This is a genomic window from Stenotrophomonas indicatrix (genome assembly GCF_050573115.1).
Taxonomy (GTDB): Bacteria; Pseudomonadota; Gammaproteobacteria; order Xanthomonadales; family Xanthomonadaceae; genus Stenotrophomonas; species Stenotrophomonas lactitubi_A.
This window is the reverse complement of the sequence record NZ_JBNYZT010000002.1, coordinates 310,324-324,702: the sequence shown is the minus strand read 5'-3', so window position 1 is coordinate 324,702 and position 14,379 is coordinate 310,324. Positions and strand designations below refer to the sequence as shown.

General features: G+C 66.2%; 15 protein-coding genes and 1 pseudogene. 6 read left to right on the top strand and 10 right to left on the bottom strand.

Features of this window, described 5'->3' with window-relative positions; all coding sequences use genetic code 11:
* The first annotated feature begins 84 nt into the window (after window positions 1-84).
* Window positions 85-1,452 carry an SLC13 family permease gene (locus ACQ5SA_RS07475; protein WP_499313778.1) on the top strand — a complete coding sequence of 456 codons (1,368 nt, stop codon included), beginning with the start codon at window positions 85-87 and terminating at the stop codon, window positions 1,450-1,452.
* A gap of 104 nt (window positions 1,453-1,556) precedes the next feature.
* Window positions 1,557-2,276 carry a GntR family transcriptional regulator gene (locus ACQ5SA_RS07470; RefSeq protein ID WP_499313776.1) on the top strand — a complete coding sequence of 240 codons (720 nt, stop codon included), beginning with the start codon at window positions 1,557-1,559 and terminating at the stop codon, window positions 2,274-2,276.
* A 136-nt stretch (window positions 2,277-2,412) separates the two neighbouring features.
* Here the strand turns inward: ACQ5SA_RS07470 and ACQ5SA_RS07465 are convergent, their stop codons facing one another.
* Window positions 2,413-2,751: a hypothetical protein gene (locus tag ACQ5SA_RS07465; RefSeq protein WP_353098475.1), complete on the bottom strand. Its 339-nt coding sequence runs from the start codon at window positions 2,749-2,751 to the stop codon at window positions 2,413-2,415.
* A 25-nt stretch (window positions 2,752-2,776) separates the two neighbouring features.
* On the bottom strand, window positions 2,777-3,244 hold the full coding sequence (locus ACQ5SA_RS07460; RefSeq protein ID WP_499313774.1) for a hypothetical protein: 468 nt from the start codon (window positions 3,242-3,244) through the stop codon (window positions 2,777-2,779).
* Window positions 3,245-3,389: 145 nt separating this feature from the next.
* On the opposite strand from ACQ5SA_RS07460, the gene ACQ5SA_RS07455 reads away from it, so the two are divergent.
* Window positions 3,390-4,337, top strand: a complete 948-nt coding sequence (locus ACQ5SA_RS07455) for a nucleoside hydrolase (RefSeq protein ID WP_499313773.1) — start codon at window positions 3,390-3,392, stop codon at window positions 4,335-4,337.
* Between the two features lie 4 nt (window positions 4,338-4,341).
* On the opposite strand, the gene ACQ5SA_RS07450 is transcribed toward ACQ5SA_RS07455, so the two are convergent.
* The 6 genes and pseudogenes from ACQ5SA_RS07450 to ACQ5SA_RS07425 all read right to left on the bottom strand — a co-directional run bounded on the left by ACQ5SA_RS07450 (window position 4,342) and on the right by ACQ5SA_RS07425 (window position 10,043).
* On the bottom strand, window positions 4,342-5,616 hold the full coding sequence (locus ACQ5SA_RS07450; RefSeq protein WP_346586950.1) for an MFS transporter: 1,275 nt from the start codon (window positions 5,614-5,616) through the stop codon (window positions 4,342-4,344).
* A 141-nt stretch (window positions 5,617-5,757) separates the two neighbouring features.
* Window positions 5,758-6,874 (bottom strand): annotated as a pseudogene (locus ACQ5SA_RS07445) (metallophosphoesterase).
* A gap of 82 nt (window positions 6,875-6,956) precedes the next feature.
* The gene (locus ACQ5SA_RS07440; protein ID WP_499313770.1) at window positions 6,957-8,495 is read right to left on the bottom strand and encodes a TerC family protein; all 1,539 of its coding nucleotides are present in this window, start codon (window positions 8,493-8,495) and stop codon (window positions 6,957-6,959) included.
* A 62-nt stretch (window positions 8,496-8,557) separates the two neighbouring features.
* Entirely contained in the window at window positions 8,558-8,782 is a 225-nt protein-coding gene (locus tag ACQ5SA_RS07435) for a helix-turn-helix domain-containing protein (protein WP_100551815.1), read from the bottom strand.
* 13 nt (window positions 8,783-8,795) lie between these two features.
* Window positions 8,796-9,263 (bottom strand): DUF2975 domain-containing protein, encoded by a 468-nt coding sequence (locus ACQ5SA_RS07430; protein WP_230110206.1) that lies wholly within the window; start codon window positions 9,261-9,263, stop codon window positions 8,796-8,798.
* Between the two features lie 186 nt (window positions 9,264-9,449).
* Window positions 9,450-10,043, bottom strand: coding sequence for an NMCC_0638 family (lipo)protein (locus tag ACQ5SA_RS07425; protein ID WP_353098470.1), 594 nt, complete (start codon window positions 10,041-10,043; stop codon window positions 9,450-9,452).
* Window positions 10,044-10,174: 131 nt separating this feature from the next.
* Between ACQ5SA_RS07425 and ACQ5SA_RS07420 the strand changes: the two genes are divergently transcribed.
* Window positions 10,175-10,486 carry a metalloregulator ArsR/SmtB family transcription factor gene (locus ACQ5SA_RS07420; protein WP_025873922.1) on the top strand — a complete coding sequence of 104 codons (312 nt, stop codon included), beginning with the start codon at window positions 10,175-10,177 and terminating at the stop codon, window positions 10,484-10,486.
* 11 nt (window positions 10,487-10,497) lie between these two features.
* Complete coding sequence (locus ACQ5SA_RS07415; RefSeq protein WP_499313766.1) at window positions 10,498-11,883, top strand: DUF2867 domain-containing protein; 1,386 nt, start codon at window positions 10,498-10,500, stop codon at window positions 11,881-11,883.
* A 42-nt stretch (window positions 11,884-11,925) separates the two neighbouring features.
* Here the strand turns inward: ACQ5SA_RS07415 and ACQ5SA_RS07410 are convergent, their stop codons facing one another.
* A complete protein-coding gene (locus ACQ5SA_RS07410; protein WP_499313764.1) occupies window positions 11,926-12,357 on the bottom strand; it encodes a pyridoxamine 5'-phosphate oxidase family protein in 432 nt (143 codons plus the stop codon).
* Window positions 12,358-12,549: 192 nt separating this feature from the next.
* Here ACQ5SA_RS07410 and ACQ5SA_RS07405 point away from each other — a divergent pair, with 192 nt between their 5' ends.
* Window positions 12,550-13,824 (top strand): hypothetical protein, encoded by a 1,275-nt coding sequence (locus ACQ5SA_RS07405; RefSeq protein WP_499313763.1) that lies wholly within the window; start codon window positions 12,550-12,552, stop codon window positions 13,822-13,824.
* Between the two features lie 50 nt (window positions 13,825-13,874).
* Here ACQ5SA_RS07405 and ACQ5SA_RS07400 read toward each other — a convergent pair whose 3' ends face one another.
* The gene (locus ACQ5SA_RS07400; RefSeq protein ID WP_230110148.1) at window positions 13,875-14,375 is read right to left on the bottom strand and encodes a GNAT family N-acetyltransferase; all 501 of its coding nucleotides are present in this window, start codon (window positions 14,373-14,375) and stop codon (window positions 13,875-13,877) included.
* Between the last annotated feature and the right edge of the window lie 4 nt (window positions 14,376-14,379).

Sequence of the window (14,379 nt, the reverse complement as noted above, 5' to 3'; positions counted from 1 at the left end):
TAACGCGCAGTACGTAACAGGCCATACCCCGGGATGGCGGGCTTCCATCCGTGCTGTACGCGAATCAGGTGTCTGGGAGGGCGCATGACTCCACAAATTGCAACGATCATCGGTCTGGTGATCATGTTCATCGTCGCCACCGCGATGCCGATCAACATGGGTGCCGTCGCCTTCGCGCTGGCCTTCATCATCGGCGGGCTGTGGGTCGACATGGGAGGCAAGGAGGTCCTCGCCGGCTTCCCGGGCGACCTGTTCCTCACCCTGGTCGGCATCACCTACCTGTTCGCCATCGCGCAGAAGAACGGCACCATCGACCTGCTGGTGCACTGGGCGGTGAAAGCAGTGCGCGGCCATATCGTGGCCATCCCGTGGGTGATGTTTGTGATCACCGCCGTGCTGACCGCCTTCGGCGCGCTGGGCCCGGCCGCGGTGGCGATCATCGGCCCGGTCGCGCTGCGCTTTGCCAAGCAGTACAACATCAACCCGTTGATGATGGGCCTGCTGGTGATCCACGGCGCGCAGGCGGGTGGCTTCTCGCCGATCAGCGTGTACGGCAGCATCACCAATGGCGTTGTGCAGAAGGCCGGGCTGGAAGTCACCGAGATGGCGGTGTTCCTGACCAGCCTCGGCTTCAACTTCATGATGGCCACGATCTGCTTCTTCGCCTTCGGCGGCATCGCGCTGCTGCGTCGCGGTTCGATCACTGCTGCGGGCACGGTCGGCACGCCGGAACTGGCGATGGCCGGTGGTCCGCAGGCTTCGTCGCGGCAGTTCGCCATTGAAGGCCACGGTGCGATGGTCGCGGCCGGTGGTGGCACCCTGTCCAACGATCCGGTGGCACTGGATGCGGTGGGCCTGACCCGCGAGCGCCTGTTCACCCTGATCGGCCTGCTCGGCCTGGGCGTGGCCGCGCTGATCTACAACCTCAACGTCGGCCTGGTCTCGATCACCGTTGCGGTGGTGCTGGCACTGCTGTCGCCGCAGAGCCAGAAGGGTGCGGTGGATGGCATCAGCTGGTCCACCGTGCTGCTGATCTGCGGCGTGGTCACCTACATCGGCGTGCTGGAACATGCTGGCGCCGTGGACTTCATCGGCCACGGTGTTTCCAGCATCGGCATCCCGCTGCTGGGCGCGCTGCTGGTCTGCTACGTGGGCGGCATCGTCTCCGCGTTCGCCTCGTCGGCAGCGGTGCTGGGTGCCACCATTCCGCTGGCCGTGCCGTTCCTGATGCAGGGCCATCTCAGTGCAGCTGGTGTGATCTGCGCGCTGGCGGTCTCCTCCACCATCGTCGATGTCAGTCCGTTCTCGACCAACGGCGCACTGGTGGTGGCCTCTGCCGCGAAGGAAGAGCGCGAAACGCTGTTCCGCCGCTTCCTGGTCTACAGCGGCCTGGTGGTGGCATTCGGCCCCCTGCTGGCCTGGCTGGTGTTCGTGGTGCCGGGCTGGATGTAAATGCCTGCGGTACTGCCGGTCGCTGGCCGGCAACCTCGTGGATCCGTCCAACGATCACGGGTTGCCGGCCAGCGGCCGGCACTACCTGGCGTTACACTTTGTGCATGGCCATCGCCCCCGCTCCGCGTACTCCGAAGAAGCGCGCCCCTCTGTACGAAGAGGTGGCCGAGCACGTGCGCGAGCGGATCTATGACTACCGCCTGCCCCCGGGCGAGTGGATCGACGAACCGGCGTTGTGCGAGGAGCTGGGCATCAGCCGCACGCCGCTGCGTGAAGCGCTGAAGCTGCTCGCCGCTGAAGGCCTGGTGCAGATCGATGCGGGCCGCGGTGCGCGGGTCACCCGGCTCACGCTGGAAGATCTCAACCAGCTGTTCCCGGTGATGGCGATGCTGGAAGGCCGCTGCGCGCACGAAGCGGTCAAGCACATCGACGACGTCGGCGTGCAGCAGCTGGAAGACCTGCACACGGCGATGGAAACGGCGGCCGCAGACGGCAACATCGCCGAGTACTACCGCAACAACTACCTCATCCACGAAACGGTGCAGCATTACGCCGGCAACCCTTGGCTGATCCGCATCACCCACGACCTGCACCGCATCCTGAAGATGCACCGTGGCCGCCAGCTGCTGGCGCCGGGGCGCACCGCGCAGTCGTTGGCCGAACACCGCGAACTGATGGACTGCTTCCGCCGGCGCGATGCCGTAGCCGCCGAACGCACGATGGAGCGCCACCTGCTCAGCCAGGGCCAGGCCTTGGCCGCGTATGTGGCCAGCGGTGGATTGTTGAATGTTCCGGCGCCGTTGCCGACCGAGGGCGGAACCTGAGTTCATGGGGTTGCCGGCAAGCGGCCGGCACTACCCGGACGTGACCTATCGATGTTGCCGGCCAGCGGCCGGCACTACCGTGACCTGGCCTCGCCGGGGTAGTGCCGGCCGCTTGCCGGCAACCTGGAACCTCGCGTCAATCGCCGCCGCCGCAGCTGCCTCCGTCACCGCCCCCACCGCTGTCGCCGCCGCCGCAGTCCGAACTGCTGTAGCTGTGGCTGCTGTGGCTGTCGCCGGAGGAACCACCGGAAGAATCATAGGCGCCACCGCCACTGCCATCGGCGCGCGCGGGTGAGCCGTCTGCGGTAGCCATCGCCATGCACAGGATCGCGCCGACCAGCGGCAGCAGCCACACCACCAGCAGCTGCCCGGCGCGGCTGCTGATGGGAAGGTCGTCGCGCCCCAGCACCACGAAGCTGGCTACCAGGTTCAGCCCCAGCACCAGGGCAATCAGGACGAGGGTCACAGCCAGCATGGCGCAGCTCCTTGCATTGGGATCTTCAGGGTGACGCCATCAGCGCCTGGATCCGGCCGCGTTCCTGCAGCGGCCACTGGAAATCAATCGGGTATACGGGTTGGTGACCATCACGCTTGAGCAGGAAGATCCATTCCCGCCCCGTTTCGCGATCGCGGGCTGCCGCCAGGGAATCGTGCCACATGGTCCACAAGGGCACCCGCAGAGTCCCGCGCAGCCCACCCTTCTCCGGTCGCAGGACCTCATTGACCTGAAGCACCAGATGGATCTGGTTGTTCAGACCCGGCCCGGTGAGCGCCTTGACGTCGGTCACTGGCCGGCCAGCACCGTCGACCATCTCCACCTCCAGCACCTTGGCTACAACGATTTCCTCGGCCTCTGCCACCAGCGCCTGCAATGGTCTGGGCGCCACGGACGTTGCCGATGCCGGCGATGCTCCAGCCAGATACCCCAACGCCAGCCCCCCGACAAGCAACAGCGGTCGTAACGTCATCGGCTCTCCGTCCTTGGGCCCGCAGACGATACCACCGCCGCCGGCTCGCCCTGCCTGTCATGAAGATGGGACAATGTAGGGCGCGCCGGCCTGCCCTCGAGGCCGCCGGCCCCCCTGCACCACACGGAAGAAGAAGAACAACAACATGTTGAAAGTCATTTTCGATACCGACCCGGGCGTCGACGACGCGCTGGCGCTGCTGTACCTGCACAAGCACCCGCAGATCGACCTGATCGGGGTCACCACCACCTTCGGCAATGCCTCGGTGGAGTCGACCACCCACAACGCGCTGTACCTGAAGCAGACCTGGGGTTTCACCGCTCCGGTCGCGCGCGGCGCTGAAGGCCCGCTGCAGCCCGAAGCGACCCCGGAAGCCTGGCCGGTGCACATCCATGGCCACAACGGTCTGGGCAACCACCCGGTGCCGGAGGCCCTGGATGTGGCCGCCGACAGCCGTCCGGCCCACCAGCTGATCATCGACCTGGTTCGCGCCCATCCGGGCGAAGTGACCCTGGTGGCGGTCGGCCGCATGACCAACCTGGCGCTGGCCCTGCAGCAGGCCCCGGACATCGCCGGCCTGGTGCGTGGCGTGGTGCTGATGGGCGGTGCGTTCCATGTCAACGGCAACATCACCCCGGCGGCCGAAGCCAACATCTGGGGCGACGCCGAAGCGGCTGACATCGTGTTCACCGCCAAGTGGCCGGTGACCGCCATCGGCCTGGACGTGACCACCCGCGTGGAAATGGACCGTGACGGCCTGGACAAACTGGCCGCCATCGGTGGCGCCGATGCCGAACTGGTTCGCGCCCTGTCGCAGGACTACGTCGACTTCTATCTGCAGGCCGGCCACAAGGGCATGGTCGTGCACGACTGCTGCGCCTGCATCGCCCTGACCCGCCCGGAGCTGTTCCAGTTCGAGCGCGCCAGCGTGCGCGTGGCCACCGACGGCGTCGCCCGCGGCATGACCATTCCCAAGCCGGAAGGCATGGGCTTCGGCCCCAGCGTGTGGGATGGCCACGTGCTGCAGTCGATTGCCATTGGCGTTGATGCAGCCGCAGTGCTGGCCGACATCGAGCAGACCCTGAAGGTCTAAGCGCTCACTGCCCGCCCCGGGACACGGGGCGGGTCTTCGGCGCGGTCTCCGGCAGCGTCCACAGCACCGGCAGCACCAGCACCGCCACCAGCGCGATCATCGCGCCCGGCGCTGCTGCCCAGCCGCTGCGTTCCACCCACCATTGCGCCAGCCACGGCGTCGCCCCGCCAAACACCGCGGTAGCCATGGTGACCCCCAACGCCAGTCCACTGACCCGGCCCTCGCCCGGGAACTGTTCTGCCGTGGCCGGTGCCGCCACGGCACTGATGCCGCCGGCCACGCAGGCCAGCACCACCGCTGCCAGCACGATGCCCAGCGGCGCGGCAGACGCCATCCAGCCGAACATCGACAGCGGCAGCAGCGCCGCCAGTACCGTCAGCCCCAGCAGCAGTGGGCGCCGCCCGAAGCGATCGGACAACGCGCCGCACAGCGGAGTGATTGCGATCACCGCCACCGCTGCAATGGTCGACAGCCACAGCGCATCGCCTTCGTCGTGTCCCTGCGCGTGCAGGAACGCCGGCACATAGGTGATGCCTACGTAGTAAGTGATCGATCCCAGCGCGGAAATCGCAAACGTGCGCGCCACCGCACCAGGGTGGTTGCGCAGCACATGCCGCAGCGGCGTGGCCGGAATGCTGCCCTCGCGTCGCTGCCGTTCGAATTCCGGCGATTCGTGCATGCCCGAACGGGCGATCAGGATCACCAGTGCCAGCGCCGCGCCGAAGAAGAACGGGATCCGCCAGCCCCAGCTGTCCAGCTGCGGCGCAGGCAACAGCGCCACGGTGAGTGCGGAGATCGCCACTGCCAGCAAAGCGCCCACTTCACTGGCCGCGGAGGCCAATGAAGTGACCAGGCCACGTCGTCGCGCCGGTGCGCTTTCCAGCAGATAGGCGACCACGCCGGTGTATTCGCCGCCCACGGAAAACGCCATCACGCAGCGCAGGATCAACAGCAGCACGCCAGCAGTCGCGCCGGCGGTCGCCGCCGTCGGCAGCAAGGCGGTGGCCAGCATCGCAGCCGCCATCAGCGCCATCGAGGCCAGCAGCATCCAGCGCCGGCCGAGCCGGTCGCCCAGGTGGCCGAAGCACAGCGCACCCAGCGGACGCATCAGGTAGGACACCGCGAAGCCGGCCAGGGTGACCAGCATCGCCTCTTGGCCACCGCCGAAGAACACCCGCGACAGCACCGTGGCGAAGTACAGGTACAGCGTGAAGTCGTACCACTCCACCACCGTGGACAGGCCGGCCACCCACATCGAGCGCTGCCGTCCTGCGGTCATTGCGTGCTTTCCTTCATGGCCAAAGGGTGTCATGGCGGCAGTGACGATGCAGTAGATCCACGCCATGTGTGGATGCCCGCCCTCCGTGGCGAACGGGGTCGGAGCCCTTTGCCCTTGGCAAAGGGATCCGACCCCGCTCTGTCACGGCGCCCGGCGCAGGGTGATCAACGTGATCTCCGACGGCACGCCGATGCGCGCCGGAAACCCGGCCCACAGCCCGGCCCCGTTGCTCACGTACAGCGTCATGCCGTCCACCGTGTAACGGCCGGAAACGAAGCCACCGTTGGCGCGCTTCACCAGCTGGTTCATGCCGATGATCTGGCCACCATGGGTGTGCCCGGAAAGCTGCAGCTTCACCCCGCGTGCAGCCGCTTCGCGTGCATTGCGTGGCCGATGGTCGAGCAGGATCACCGGTGCGGCCGGGGCGGCACCGGCCAGCGCGGCCTCGAGGTCGGGCAGTGGCAGGCCATAGCGCGAGGCTACGGGGTCAGTCACGCCGGCGATGGTCAGCGCAGCATCGCCACGGCGCACCTGGGTGTGGCTGTTTTCCAGCACCTGCATGTGCAGCGCGCGGAACGCCTGCATCCATTCGCTGTACTGCGCGTAGTACTCGTGGTTGCCGGTGATGGCGATCACCCCATCCGGCGCTCGCAGGTCCGCCAGTGGCGTGTAATCGTTGCGGCGCGCCTGCACCGTGCCGTCGATCAGGTCGCCGGTGATCACCACCAGATCGGGCGACAGCGCATTGCTTTCAGCCACGACCTGTCGTACCCAGTCGCCGGTGAGCAGACGGCTGGCATGGATGTCGGTGAGCTGCAGCACGCGGTAGCCATCGAAGGCCTGCGGCAGGCCGGCGATGGCCACCTCGATCTGCCGCGGCTTGGGTACGGCCATGCCCTGGCTGACACCGATGGCACTGAGCAGCAGCGCCAACACCGCCGCCGATGGGCGTAGCGCCCTGCTGCGCAATGTAGAGAGGGCGCGCGGCCAACAGTCCGGCGTCCAGCACCAGCAGCGCCAGGGCCAGCAACAGCACCGCGGTGGAGCCGGTGGCCAGCGTGGCGATGGCCATCTTCGGAATTTCCGGCGAGGCCATCGTGCCCCAGAAGCTGGCGACGATGCGCAGCTGCACGGCAATCCCGACCAGCAGCACGGACAGCACCACCTTCGACCAGACGGGCAGGCGCAGTGGCCAGAACAGACGCCAGGCCACATACAGGCCCATCAGAAAACCAATCGTACTCAGCACTACGACAATCCAGAACGGCAAACAGGCCCGCCATGGTGACGGCAGAAGATGGCAATGGATAGAGCCGAGCATGGGCTCGGCCCTGCCGTCGTCACGCCTCCGGCAAGCGCTCCACCCGCAACCGCGTGATGCGGCGCTTCTCCATCGCCAGCACGGTGATGCGGATACCGGCCACCTCCAGCGTGTCGCCGATGTCCGGCAGGCGCCCCAGCTGTTCCAGCACCAGCCCGGAGATGGTCATGTAGTCCGCACTGCGCGGCAGCGACACGCCGGCCAGCCGCTGCAGGTCGTCCAGGGTCAGCGCGCCGTCGGCGTCCCAGCAGTCCTCACCCTGTGCGATCACGCCATAGCGCTCGTCCTGGGTGTCGGCCAGGTCACCGGCGATGGCCGCCAGCAGGTCATTGGCAGTCACCAGGCCTTCCACGCTGCCGTACTCGTCCACCGCCACCGCCAGCGGCACCGGGTGCTGGCGGATCAGCTCCAGGGCCTGCAATGCACTGGCGCTGGACAGCACGTACTGCGGCTCGCGCAGGTTGCCTTCCAGCTGCAGTGGCTTGCCCTGCAGCAGGTCGGCCAGCAGGTCGCGGCTCTGCACCACGCCACGCAGGCTGTCCAGGTCACCGTCGCCCACCAGCATCCGCGTATGTGGCGACGCCACCAGGCGTGCGACCACGTCGTCGTCACCGCGCGCCATGTCGATCCACTGCACGTCGGCACGCACGGTCATCACGCTCGAAACCGGGCGGTCAGCCAGGCCCAGCACGCTGCGGATCATCTCGTGCTCGGCCGGCTGCAGGCGTTCTTCGATACTGCCGCGTTCATCGGCTTCTTCTTCATCGTGGCCATTGGCCTGGCGCGCGCCCAGCAGGCGCAGCACTGCATCGGCGGTACGCTGGCGGAACGGCTGGCGCTGCTCGTTGCGCTCGCGGTTGAAACGTATCCACTGGTTGAACGCTTCCACCAGGATCGAGAACGCGATGGCCGCGTACAGGTACCCCTTCGGAATCTTGTAGCCCAGGCCCTCGGCCACCAGGCTGAAACCGATCATCAGCAGGAAGCCCAGGCACAGCACCACCACGGTCGGGTGCTTGTTGACGAAGCGGGTCAGCGGCTTGCTGGCCAGCAGCATCAGCACCATCGCGATGGTCACCGCCGCATACATCACGCCGAGGTTGTCGACCATGCCGACGGCGGTGATCACCGAGTCCAGCGAGAACACCGCATCGAGCACCACGATCTGCGCCACCACCATTCCGAAGCTGGCATAGACCTTCTTGCCATCTTCATGCTGCTCGCCGCCTTCCAGCCGCTCGTGCAGTTCCATCGTGCCCTTGAACAGCAGGAACAAGCCGCCGCCCAGCAGGATCAGATCACGCCCGGAGAAGCTGTGCTCGAACAGGGTGACCAGCGGTTCGGTCAGTTTCATGATCCAGGCCAGCGCGGCCAGCAGCACCAGCCGCATCAGCAGCGCCAGTGCCAGGCCGATCACCCGCGCGCGGTCGCGCTGGTGCGGCGGCAGCTTGTCGGCCAGGATCGCGATGAACACCAGGTTGTCGATGCCGAGAACGATCTCCAGCACGACCAGGGTTGCAAGGCCCATCCATATCGAGGGGTCAGCCAACCATTCCATTTCAGGTCCGTTTCGTCAGTAAGGGGAAGGTGATGCGGCGCAGGCGTGCGGCGCAGCGAAGGTCAATCTGCATCCTGCGCCTGCGTGGGGTCATGCCCGAGCAGGTCGCCGGGGCTGCATTGCAGTTCGCGGCAGATCGCATCGAGCGTGGAAAAGCGGATCGCACGCGCCTTGCCGGTCTTCAGGATCGACAGGTTGGCCAGGGTGATGTCGATGCGCCCGGCCAGCTCGGACAGGGTCATGCCACGTTGCTGCAGCATACGGTCGAGGGTGATGATGATCGCCATCAGATCATGCTCATCAAATCACGCTGTCCAGATCGTCGCGCATCGCTGCGCCGACGGTGAACACGCGCGCCAGCACGAACAGCATCAGCACCGCGACCAGGCCGGTGATCGACATGCCGCCGCCCACCTCCATCCACGCGAAGTCAGGCCCCATCCAACTGGCGTAGAGGCCGATCACGATCGACAGCACCTCCATCGCCAACATCAGCCAGGCCATGCGTTGCAGGCGCACGGCATTGGCATGGGTAAAGGGGCGTTCGTTGGCCGCGGACCGCAGCAGCCGCGCCAGGTGGCGCAGGAACACCAGGCACAGCACCAGCAGCGCGACGATGGCGGCAAGGCCCACGCAGAAATGCAGGAAAAGATGCGAACCGTGCACCGCCGCCGCCTGCGCGTCATGCACGCTGTCCAGCAGCCAGCTGCGGTCGTAGGCCACCAGCGGCACTGCCAGCAGCGCGGCCAGGATGCCCAGCCAGCACATCGCGCGCACCGCCTGCACGGCGGTCTGGGCCAGGGTGAACAAGCCGCGCGCAGGAAGGGCGCGGGCAGGACGAACGGTCAAGCAGCCTCCGATGTGGAGCGGCCCTGCCGCCCCGGGGTGGATTTATCGATAAACGATATATCACATCCGCAGGCTGTTGGCTGAATCGACTCTGCTCCCGCGCTGTTACCGGGCAGGTGTGGATGCGGGCGGCGCGGCCTGTTCGCGCATCGCTTCGCCCGGCGTAGCCGAGGCCATCGCCTGCACTCCCGCTTCGGCGGCCTGCCGGGTAACCAGCCGGAAGCGCACGCGCAGCTTGCTCTCGCCCGGCGTTGCCCAGCCGTACTGGATCGCCACCTGATCGCCGGACAACGGACCGCGTGAGGGCAGCGAGCGGATCTGCAGCGGTTTCGGTGCAGCCTGCATCAGCCGCGCGAAGCCCTTCTGCACCACCGCCGGATCAGCCTTCTCGGCATACACGGTGCAGGTGCCATCGTCGGCCCAGCTGACTGCATAGCGGCCACTGGCCAACGGCACCATCCACGCCATGCCCGGCTGGCCCTGCAGCAGCGTGGCGGCCTCGGCGGGCTGCAGCGGCGTCAGGCCGTTGGCATCCATCAGCGACTGCAGCCGCGCTGGCGCACCGATGTGCTGCATGCAGGCGGTGTCGAACAGTTCGCTGAAGGGATCCTGCGCCGGTGCCTTCGGCGCTCGCGCAGGCTGGGCCATCACCACGATCGGCAGCAGCAGGCCAGCGATCAGCCAGGGCGCAGGGCGCATCGGAACTCCAGGGAACGGAAAACAGCGAGGAGGATGGCAAAGCCGGGTGGCAGAACGCAACGGGTACGCCCGCGCTTGACATCACTCGACACCAGGGGGAACATCAGTTAACGAATTAGTTAACTAACCCCATGGACCGCATCTTCGAAGCCCTGGCCTCCACCGCACGCCGGCAGATCCTGGCCTACCTCAGCGCCGGCGAGCTCAGCGCGGGCGAACTGGCCGAGCGCTTCGATTTCAGCAAGCCGGCACTGTCCAGCCACCTGCGCATCCTGGAAGACGCCGGCCTGATCGAACGCGAGAAGCGCGGCCAGTTCGTGTACTTCCGGCAGGTGCCCGACCGCTTGGCCAACACGCTGTTTTCCTGGGCCGCCGAAGTCTGTCCAGTCGGCGGGCCGCTGAAGCGCGAAGCGCGCGCACGCCGCAAGACACCCGCCCGCTGAGGAGCACTGCGATGCCCGGTTCGACCCGCACCAGCCGTTCGTTCCCGAGTATCCAGCTTCCGGCACAGGATGGCGGTGGCCCAGTGGAAGTCACCCTGATCGCGCAGCTCGGCATTGGTGCCGGCGACGCGCTGGTGAGCGATGCCAGCCAGCGCCAGCGCCACCACCCCGCTTTCATCGATGCGCTGGACGAGCCTTCGGCGCGTTTGGGTGGCATGCACCTGCAGCACGGCGATGCGTCGTCGCTGTACAGCTTCGTGGTGGGTGCCGGCGGCCATCCCTTCCATCGCCATGCGGGGCCGCGCATGTTCACCGCCATCGCCGGCAGTGCGGGTGCCGAACTGCGGTTTGCCAGCGCATCCGATGGGCAGTTGGCGGACGATCCCGCACACTTCCTGCGGTCGCTGCGTCGTGTACGCATCCCACCGGATTGCCTGTTCACCGTGCGCTTTGGCGGCGGCACCTGGCATCAGTTCGCCTCGAACAGCCCCGCACACCCTGCCCTGTTCGCGCTCTCGTGCCACAGCAATGAGCTGGCGGGGGCAATGAGCGATCAGGCGCGCGCGCAGGCACAGGCCAACGCCGCAGACATCCCCAGCCTGACCGACGTGCTGCCTGCAGCGCATTGGCCCAGCGCAGCCACACTGGCGGCCACCCCGTTGGTCCAGCTGTCACTGCAGGCGGCGGCACCCAGCCTGCGCGCGCGCCTGTGCGCGCAGACGCGCACGCTGCTCGGGCCGCTGCGCCGCATCAGCGTTGAGCCACTGCGCGGCTTCGTGGAACGGGCGACGCCGGCGTACCCCGTCTGCAGCAGCGCGGCGCCGACGCTGGGGATGCTCGCCAGCGCACTGCCGCACAGTCACTACAACGACACGACCACGCTGGCGATGCACGGCGGGCAGAGCAGCCATCGCTCCGCCTCCGCCCTGCTGGCCGACGTACTGGACGGATTCCTTCGCAACCCACCAGCGGGTGTCGGCCGCTTGATGGCCCTGCGCAATCGTCTGGTCGCGCCGCTGCGTCTGCGCACCTCCCCGCTGGGCTGCCCGGTGTCGTCACTGCTGTCCACCGACCGCAGCCGCGTCTTCGGCGGGCGTTTCCCGGTGCTGGATACGCAGGTCGATGCGGAAGACCGGTGTGCCGAAGTGCTGCTCGGTGCCGATGACCGCCATCTGCGCTTCCGCAGCAGCGTGCGCGTGCAGTTCAACGAGGACGGCCAGGTCGAGATCAGTCTGGGCTCGCGCGTGCAGACGCTCAATGCGTTCGGCCGCTTCTACATGGCGATGATCGACAGCGCACATCGGCACTACGTGGCCCCGGCACTGCTGCGCCGCGCAGTGGAACATGCGCTGGCGCCGGAGCTCGCAGCATGGTGCGGCGAGCCTGCGCATCCCTGATCCACGAAAGCCATGCGCCGGGGCCATGCGCGCCGCCCGCGATCAGACCACGATTTCGCCCTCGTCCTCGCCATCCCAGTAGTGGATGCGGCTGGCGTGCACATGGATCAGCACCAGCCCCGGCGTGTCCACGCCCTGTTCGAACCACCGCTCCAGATCCTTCACCCAGTGCTGGGCCATCGTGCCGCGATCGCGCACCAGCACTGCCCTGCCCTGCACGTGCACGAACAGCGGCGGCTTGCCCAGCAGCGACTTGCTGCCGGTAAGGCCCAGCGCCACGTTCGGGTCGGCGCTGATCTCGCGCACCATGTCGGTGTCTTCCATGGTGAAGAACCAGCTGTCGCCGTCGTAGTCCACATCGCCGTTGTTGCTCATCGGCCGGCCAGCGATCTGGCCACCGGCATGGGTCTGCAGCATGGTGAAATCGATGCCGGCCATCTTCTTGGCCAGTTCGGGCAGGGTGAGCGTGGTCATGCGCAGTTCCTTCAACAGGTGGGCGCCCAGCGTCTGCCCAGTGCGGTGAGCAGGAAGTGGACGGCCTCTGCTGGATTCTTCACACCTCGGAGTTCGGCAGTGTCCCAGCCGGGCATCAAGTTCTACGGTCCAGGGTCGACATGACTCTGACAACGACGACACAGACAGTCCTCTAACAGCCCGAGGATCGACATGGATTCCGAACATGCAGTTGCACTGGTTGGTCACGCCACCTCGCCGCAGGAGGCCTTCGAGTTGTTCCAGCAGTGCACCTCGCTGCTGCAGGACTACAAATTCGTCATCCGCGGCGCGCTAGGAACTCAGCCGTCGCATGCATTCGACCGCACCTTCCCACATGGTGCAGGTGTGCATACCTTGTTTGCGGGAATGCCGGCACTCGTACTGGACCAGCGGATCGCGCGGGAAATGCTCGATGGACAAGCACAGTTCCACTTCGACTACTCCATCGCACTGGATACGCAGGCGGTCAGCTACCTTCATCCCTGCACCCGCGGCCGCGACCCTGCGATCAGCAATCCCGATCTAAAGGAGGTGTTCGAACTCATTGCAAGACCTGATGTCAGCGTCGATCCACTCCCCTATCTGCTGGAAAATGTCGACCAGATCGGCATCTCACCGAAGATCGACGCCAAGATCCTGGAGAAACTCAGGGCTTATGAAGTCCTGAAGACGATCGACTCATCCGCCTTGGAAAATGGTGATATCAGATCGATCCATCCAGATGCCGAAGTCGGTCAGCGTGCCGCCAAGCTGATGGAATCAATGAAATCGATGACAACGCCAGCGGGCGGAATCAAATCCCTGGCGATGCAATATCAATACTTCCACTCATGCCTCTTGGCGATTGTTGACGCCCACTTTGACAGCAGCCTCGATCCACACGGGAAGCTGCTTTCGTTTGCCGCATTCTGCGACCACGAACTTTCTTCGATGGCGGGAAGAGAGATGCAGTTGGCGCACTGGCTCTTCAACAGGCGTGAGCTGCCGGAGTTCTTTAGGAAACTCAAGGATATGGACATCAAGTCAATCCGGAACATGTCATGGGATCTATTTCATCTCAGGCAGATGGAGCAGCGTTACACATTGACGCAAACTCCAGGCGCAGACTTCTTTTTCCCAGCGATCCTGACCTTCGACAAAGCGCTGCGTGAAGTGATCGATCTGCACCCGCTCCGCGCCATCGCATGGAGCACACGGGATCGCGAGCCCATCCCATTCTATGACAGGGATCCACTGCAGCTGATGTTCGTAACCCCCCAAGAAGCCGCAGACTTCGCTGATCGCTTCTACAGTGATCCAGCTCGCCAACTGCGCGCTTCACGGATAGCCGAAAGCCGGAACGGCATATCGGCCACTGTTCGACGGTGGGAGCGACGGTTGCACGAGCGCTATGGGTTCAGTCCAGGCCGGGAGCGCGCCTTGGCGACCTATCCTTTCGGCTGGTGAACCAAATCTGGCCATAACAACAGGAGCCTGGTTGCTCCAGCGGGCGAGCGTCAACGCGGATAGCGGAACACCAGATCGTCCGGATCGCTGCGCACCGCCTGCGCATCCAGTACCCCGCCAAGGCGAACCGCCACACCCTGCGAGGCGTGGTTGTCCGGCGCCATGTAGCTGACCAGCGTCGGCAGGCCACGCACCACGAACGCCCAGTCACGCAGCGCCGCCGCAGCTTCGCTGGCGAACCCCTGCCCTTCCTGCCCGGCATACAGCAACCAGCCCAGTTCCTGTTCCGGGAACAGCGGGCCGTGGTTGATGCCCACCTGGCCGATGCACTCGCCCGTGTCGCGGCGCTCGATCATCAAGGCACCGTGTCCGAACAGATGCCAGCTGGCCAGGTCGTGACAGAACTGTCCCCACGCGGCGACCTCGCCGAACGGCCCGCCCATGCCGCGTGCACGGGGTGAGGCCAGGAACGCGGCATATACCGGGAAATCGTCCAGGCGCTGCGCGCGCAGGCGCAGGCGCGGTGTTTCCAGCAACGGGATGTCGATCATGCGT

What these genes read in the sequence shown, in the direction of transcription:
- ACQ5SA_RS07475 (WP_499313778.1), top strand. Translation starts at nt 85, where the DNA reads ATGACTCCACAAATTGCAACGATCATCGGTCTGGTGATCATGTTCATC.
- ACQ5SA_RS07470 (WP_499313776.1), top strand. Translation starts at nt 1,557, where the DNA reads ATGGCCATCGCCCCCGCTCCGCGTACTCCGAAGAAGCGCGCCCCTCTG.
- ACQ5SA_RS07465 (WP_353098475.1), bottom strand. Translation starts at nt 2,751, where the DNA reads ATGCTGGCTGTGACCCTCGTCCTGATTGCCCTGGTGCTGGGGCTGAAC.
- ACQ5SA_RS07460 (WP_499313774.1), bottom strand. Translation starts at nt 3,244, where the DNA reads ATGACGTTACGACCGCTGTTGCTTGTCGGGGGGCTGGCGTTGGGGTAT.
- ACQ5SA_RS07455 (WP_499313773.1), top strand. Translation starts at nt 3,390, where the DNA reads ATGTTGAAAGTCATTTTCGATACCGACCCGGGCGTCGACGACGCGCTG.
- ACQ5SA_RS07450 (WP_346586950.1), bottom strand. Translation starts at nt 5,616, where the DNA reads ATGACCGCAGGACGGCAGCGCTCGATGTGGGTGGCCGGCCTGTCCACG.
- ACQ5SA_RS07440 (WP_499313770.1), bottom strand. Translation starts at nt 8,495, where the DNA reads ATGGAATGGTTGGCTGACCCCTCGATATGGATGGGCCTTGCAACCCTG.
- ACQ5SA_RS07435 (WP_100551815.1), bottom strand. Translation starts at nt 8,782, where the DNA reads ATGGCGATCATCATCACCCTCGACCGTATGCTGCAGCAACGTGGCATG.
- ACQ5SA_RS07430 (WP_230110206.1), bottom strand. Translation starts at nt 9,263, where the DNA reads ATGTGCTGGCTGGGCATCCTGGCCGCGCTGCTGGCAGTGCCGCTGGTG.
- ACQ5SA_RS07425 (WP_353098470.1), bottom strand. Translation starts at nt 10,043, where the DNA reads ATGCGCCCTGCGCCCTGGCTGATCGCTGGCCTGCTGCTGCCGATCGTG.
- ACQ5SA_RS07420 (WP_025873922.1), top strand. Translation starts at nt 10,175, where the DNA reads ATGGACCGCATCTTCGAAGCCCTGGCCTCCACCGCACGCCGGCAGATC.
- ACQ5SA_RS07415 (WP_499313766.1), top strand. Translation starts at nt 10,498, where the DNA reads ATGCCCGGTTCGACCCGCACCAGCCGTTCGTTCCCGAGTATCCAGCTT.
- ACQ5SA_RS07410 (WP_499313764.1), bottom strand. Translation starts at nt 12,357, where the DNA reads ATGACCACGCTCACCCTGCCCGAACTGGCCAAGAAGATGGCCGGCATC.
- ACQ5SA_RS07405 (WP_499313763.1), top strand. Translation starts at nt 12,550, where the DNA reads ATGGATTCCGAACATGCAGTTGCACTGGTTGGTCACGCCACCTCGCCG.
- ACQ5SA_RS07400 (WP_230110148.1), bottom strand. Translation starts at nt 14,375, where the DNA reads ATGATCGACATCCCGTTGCTGGAAACACCGCGCCTGCGCCTGCGCGCG.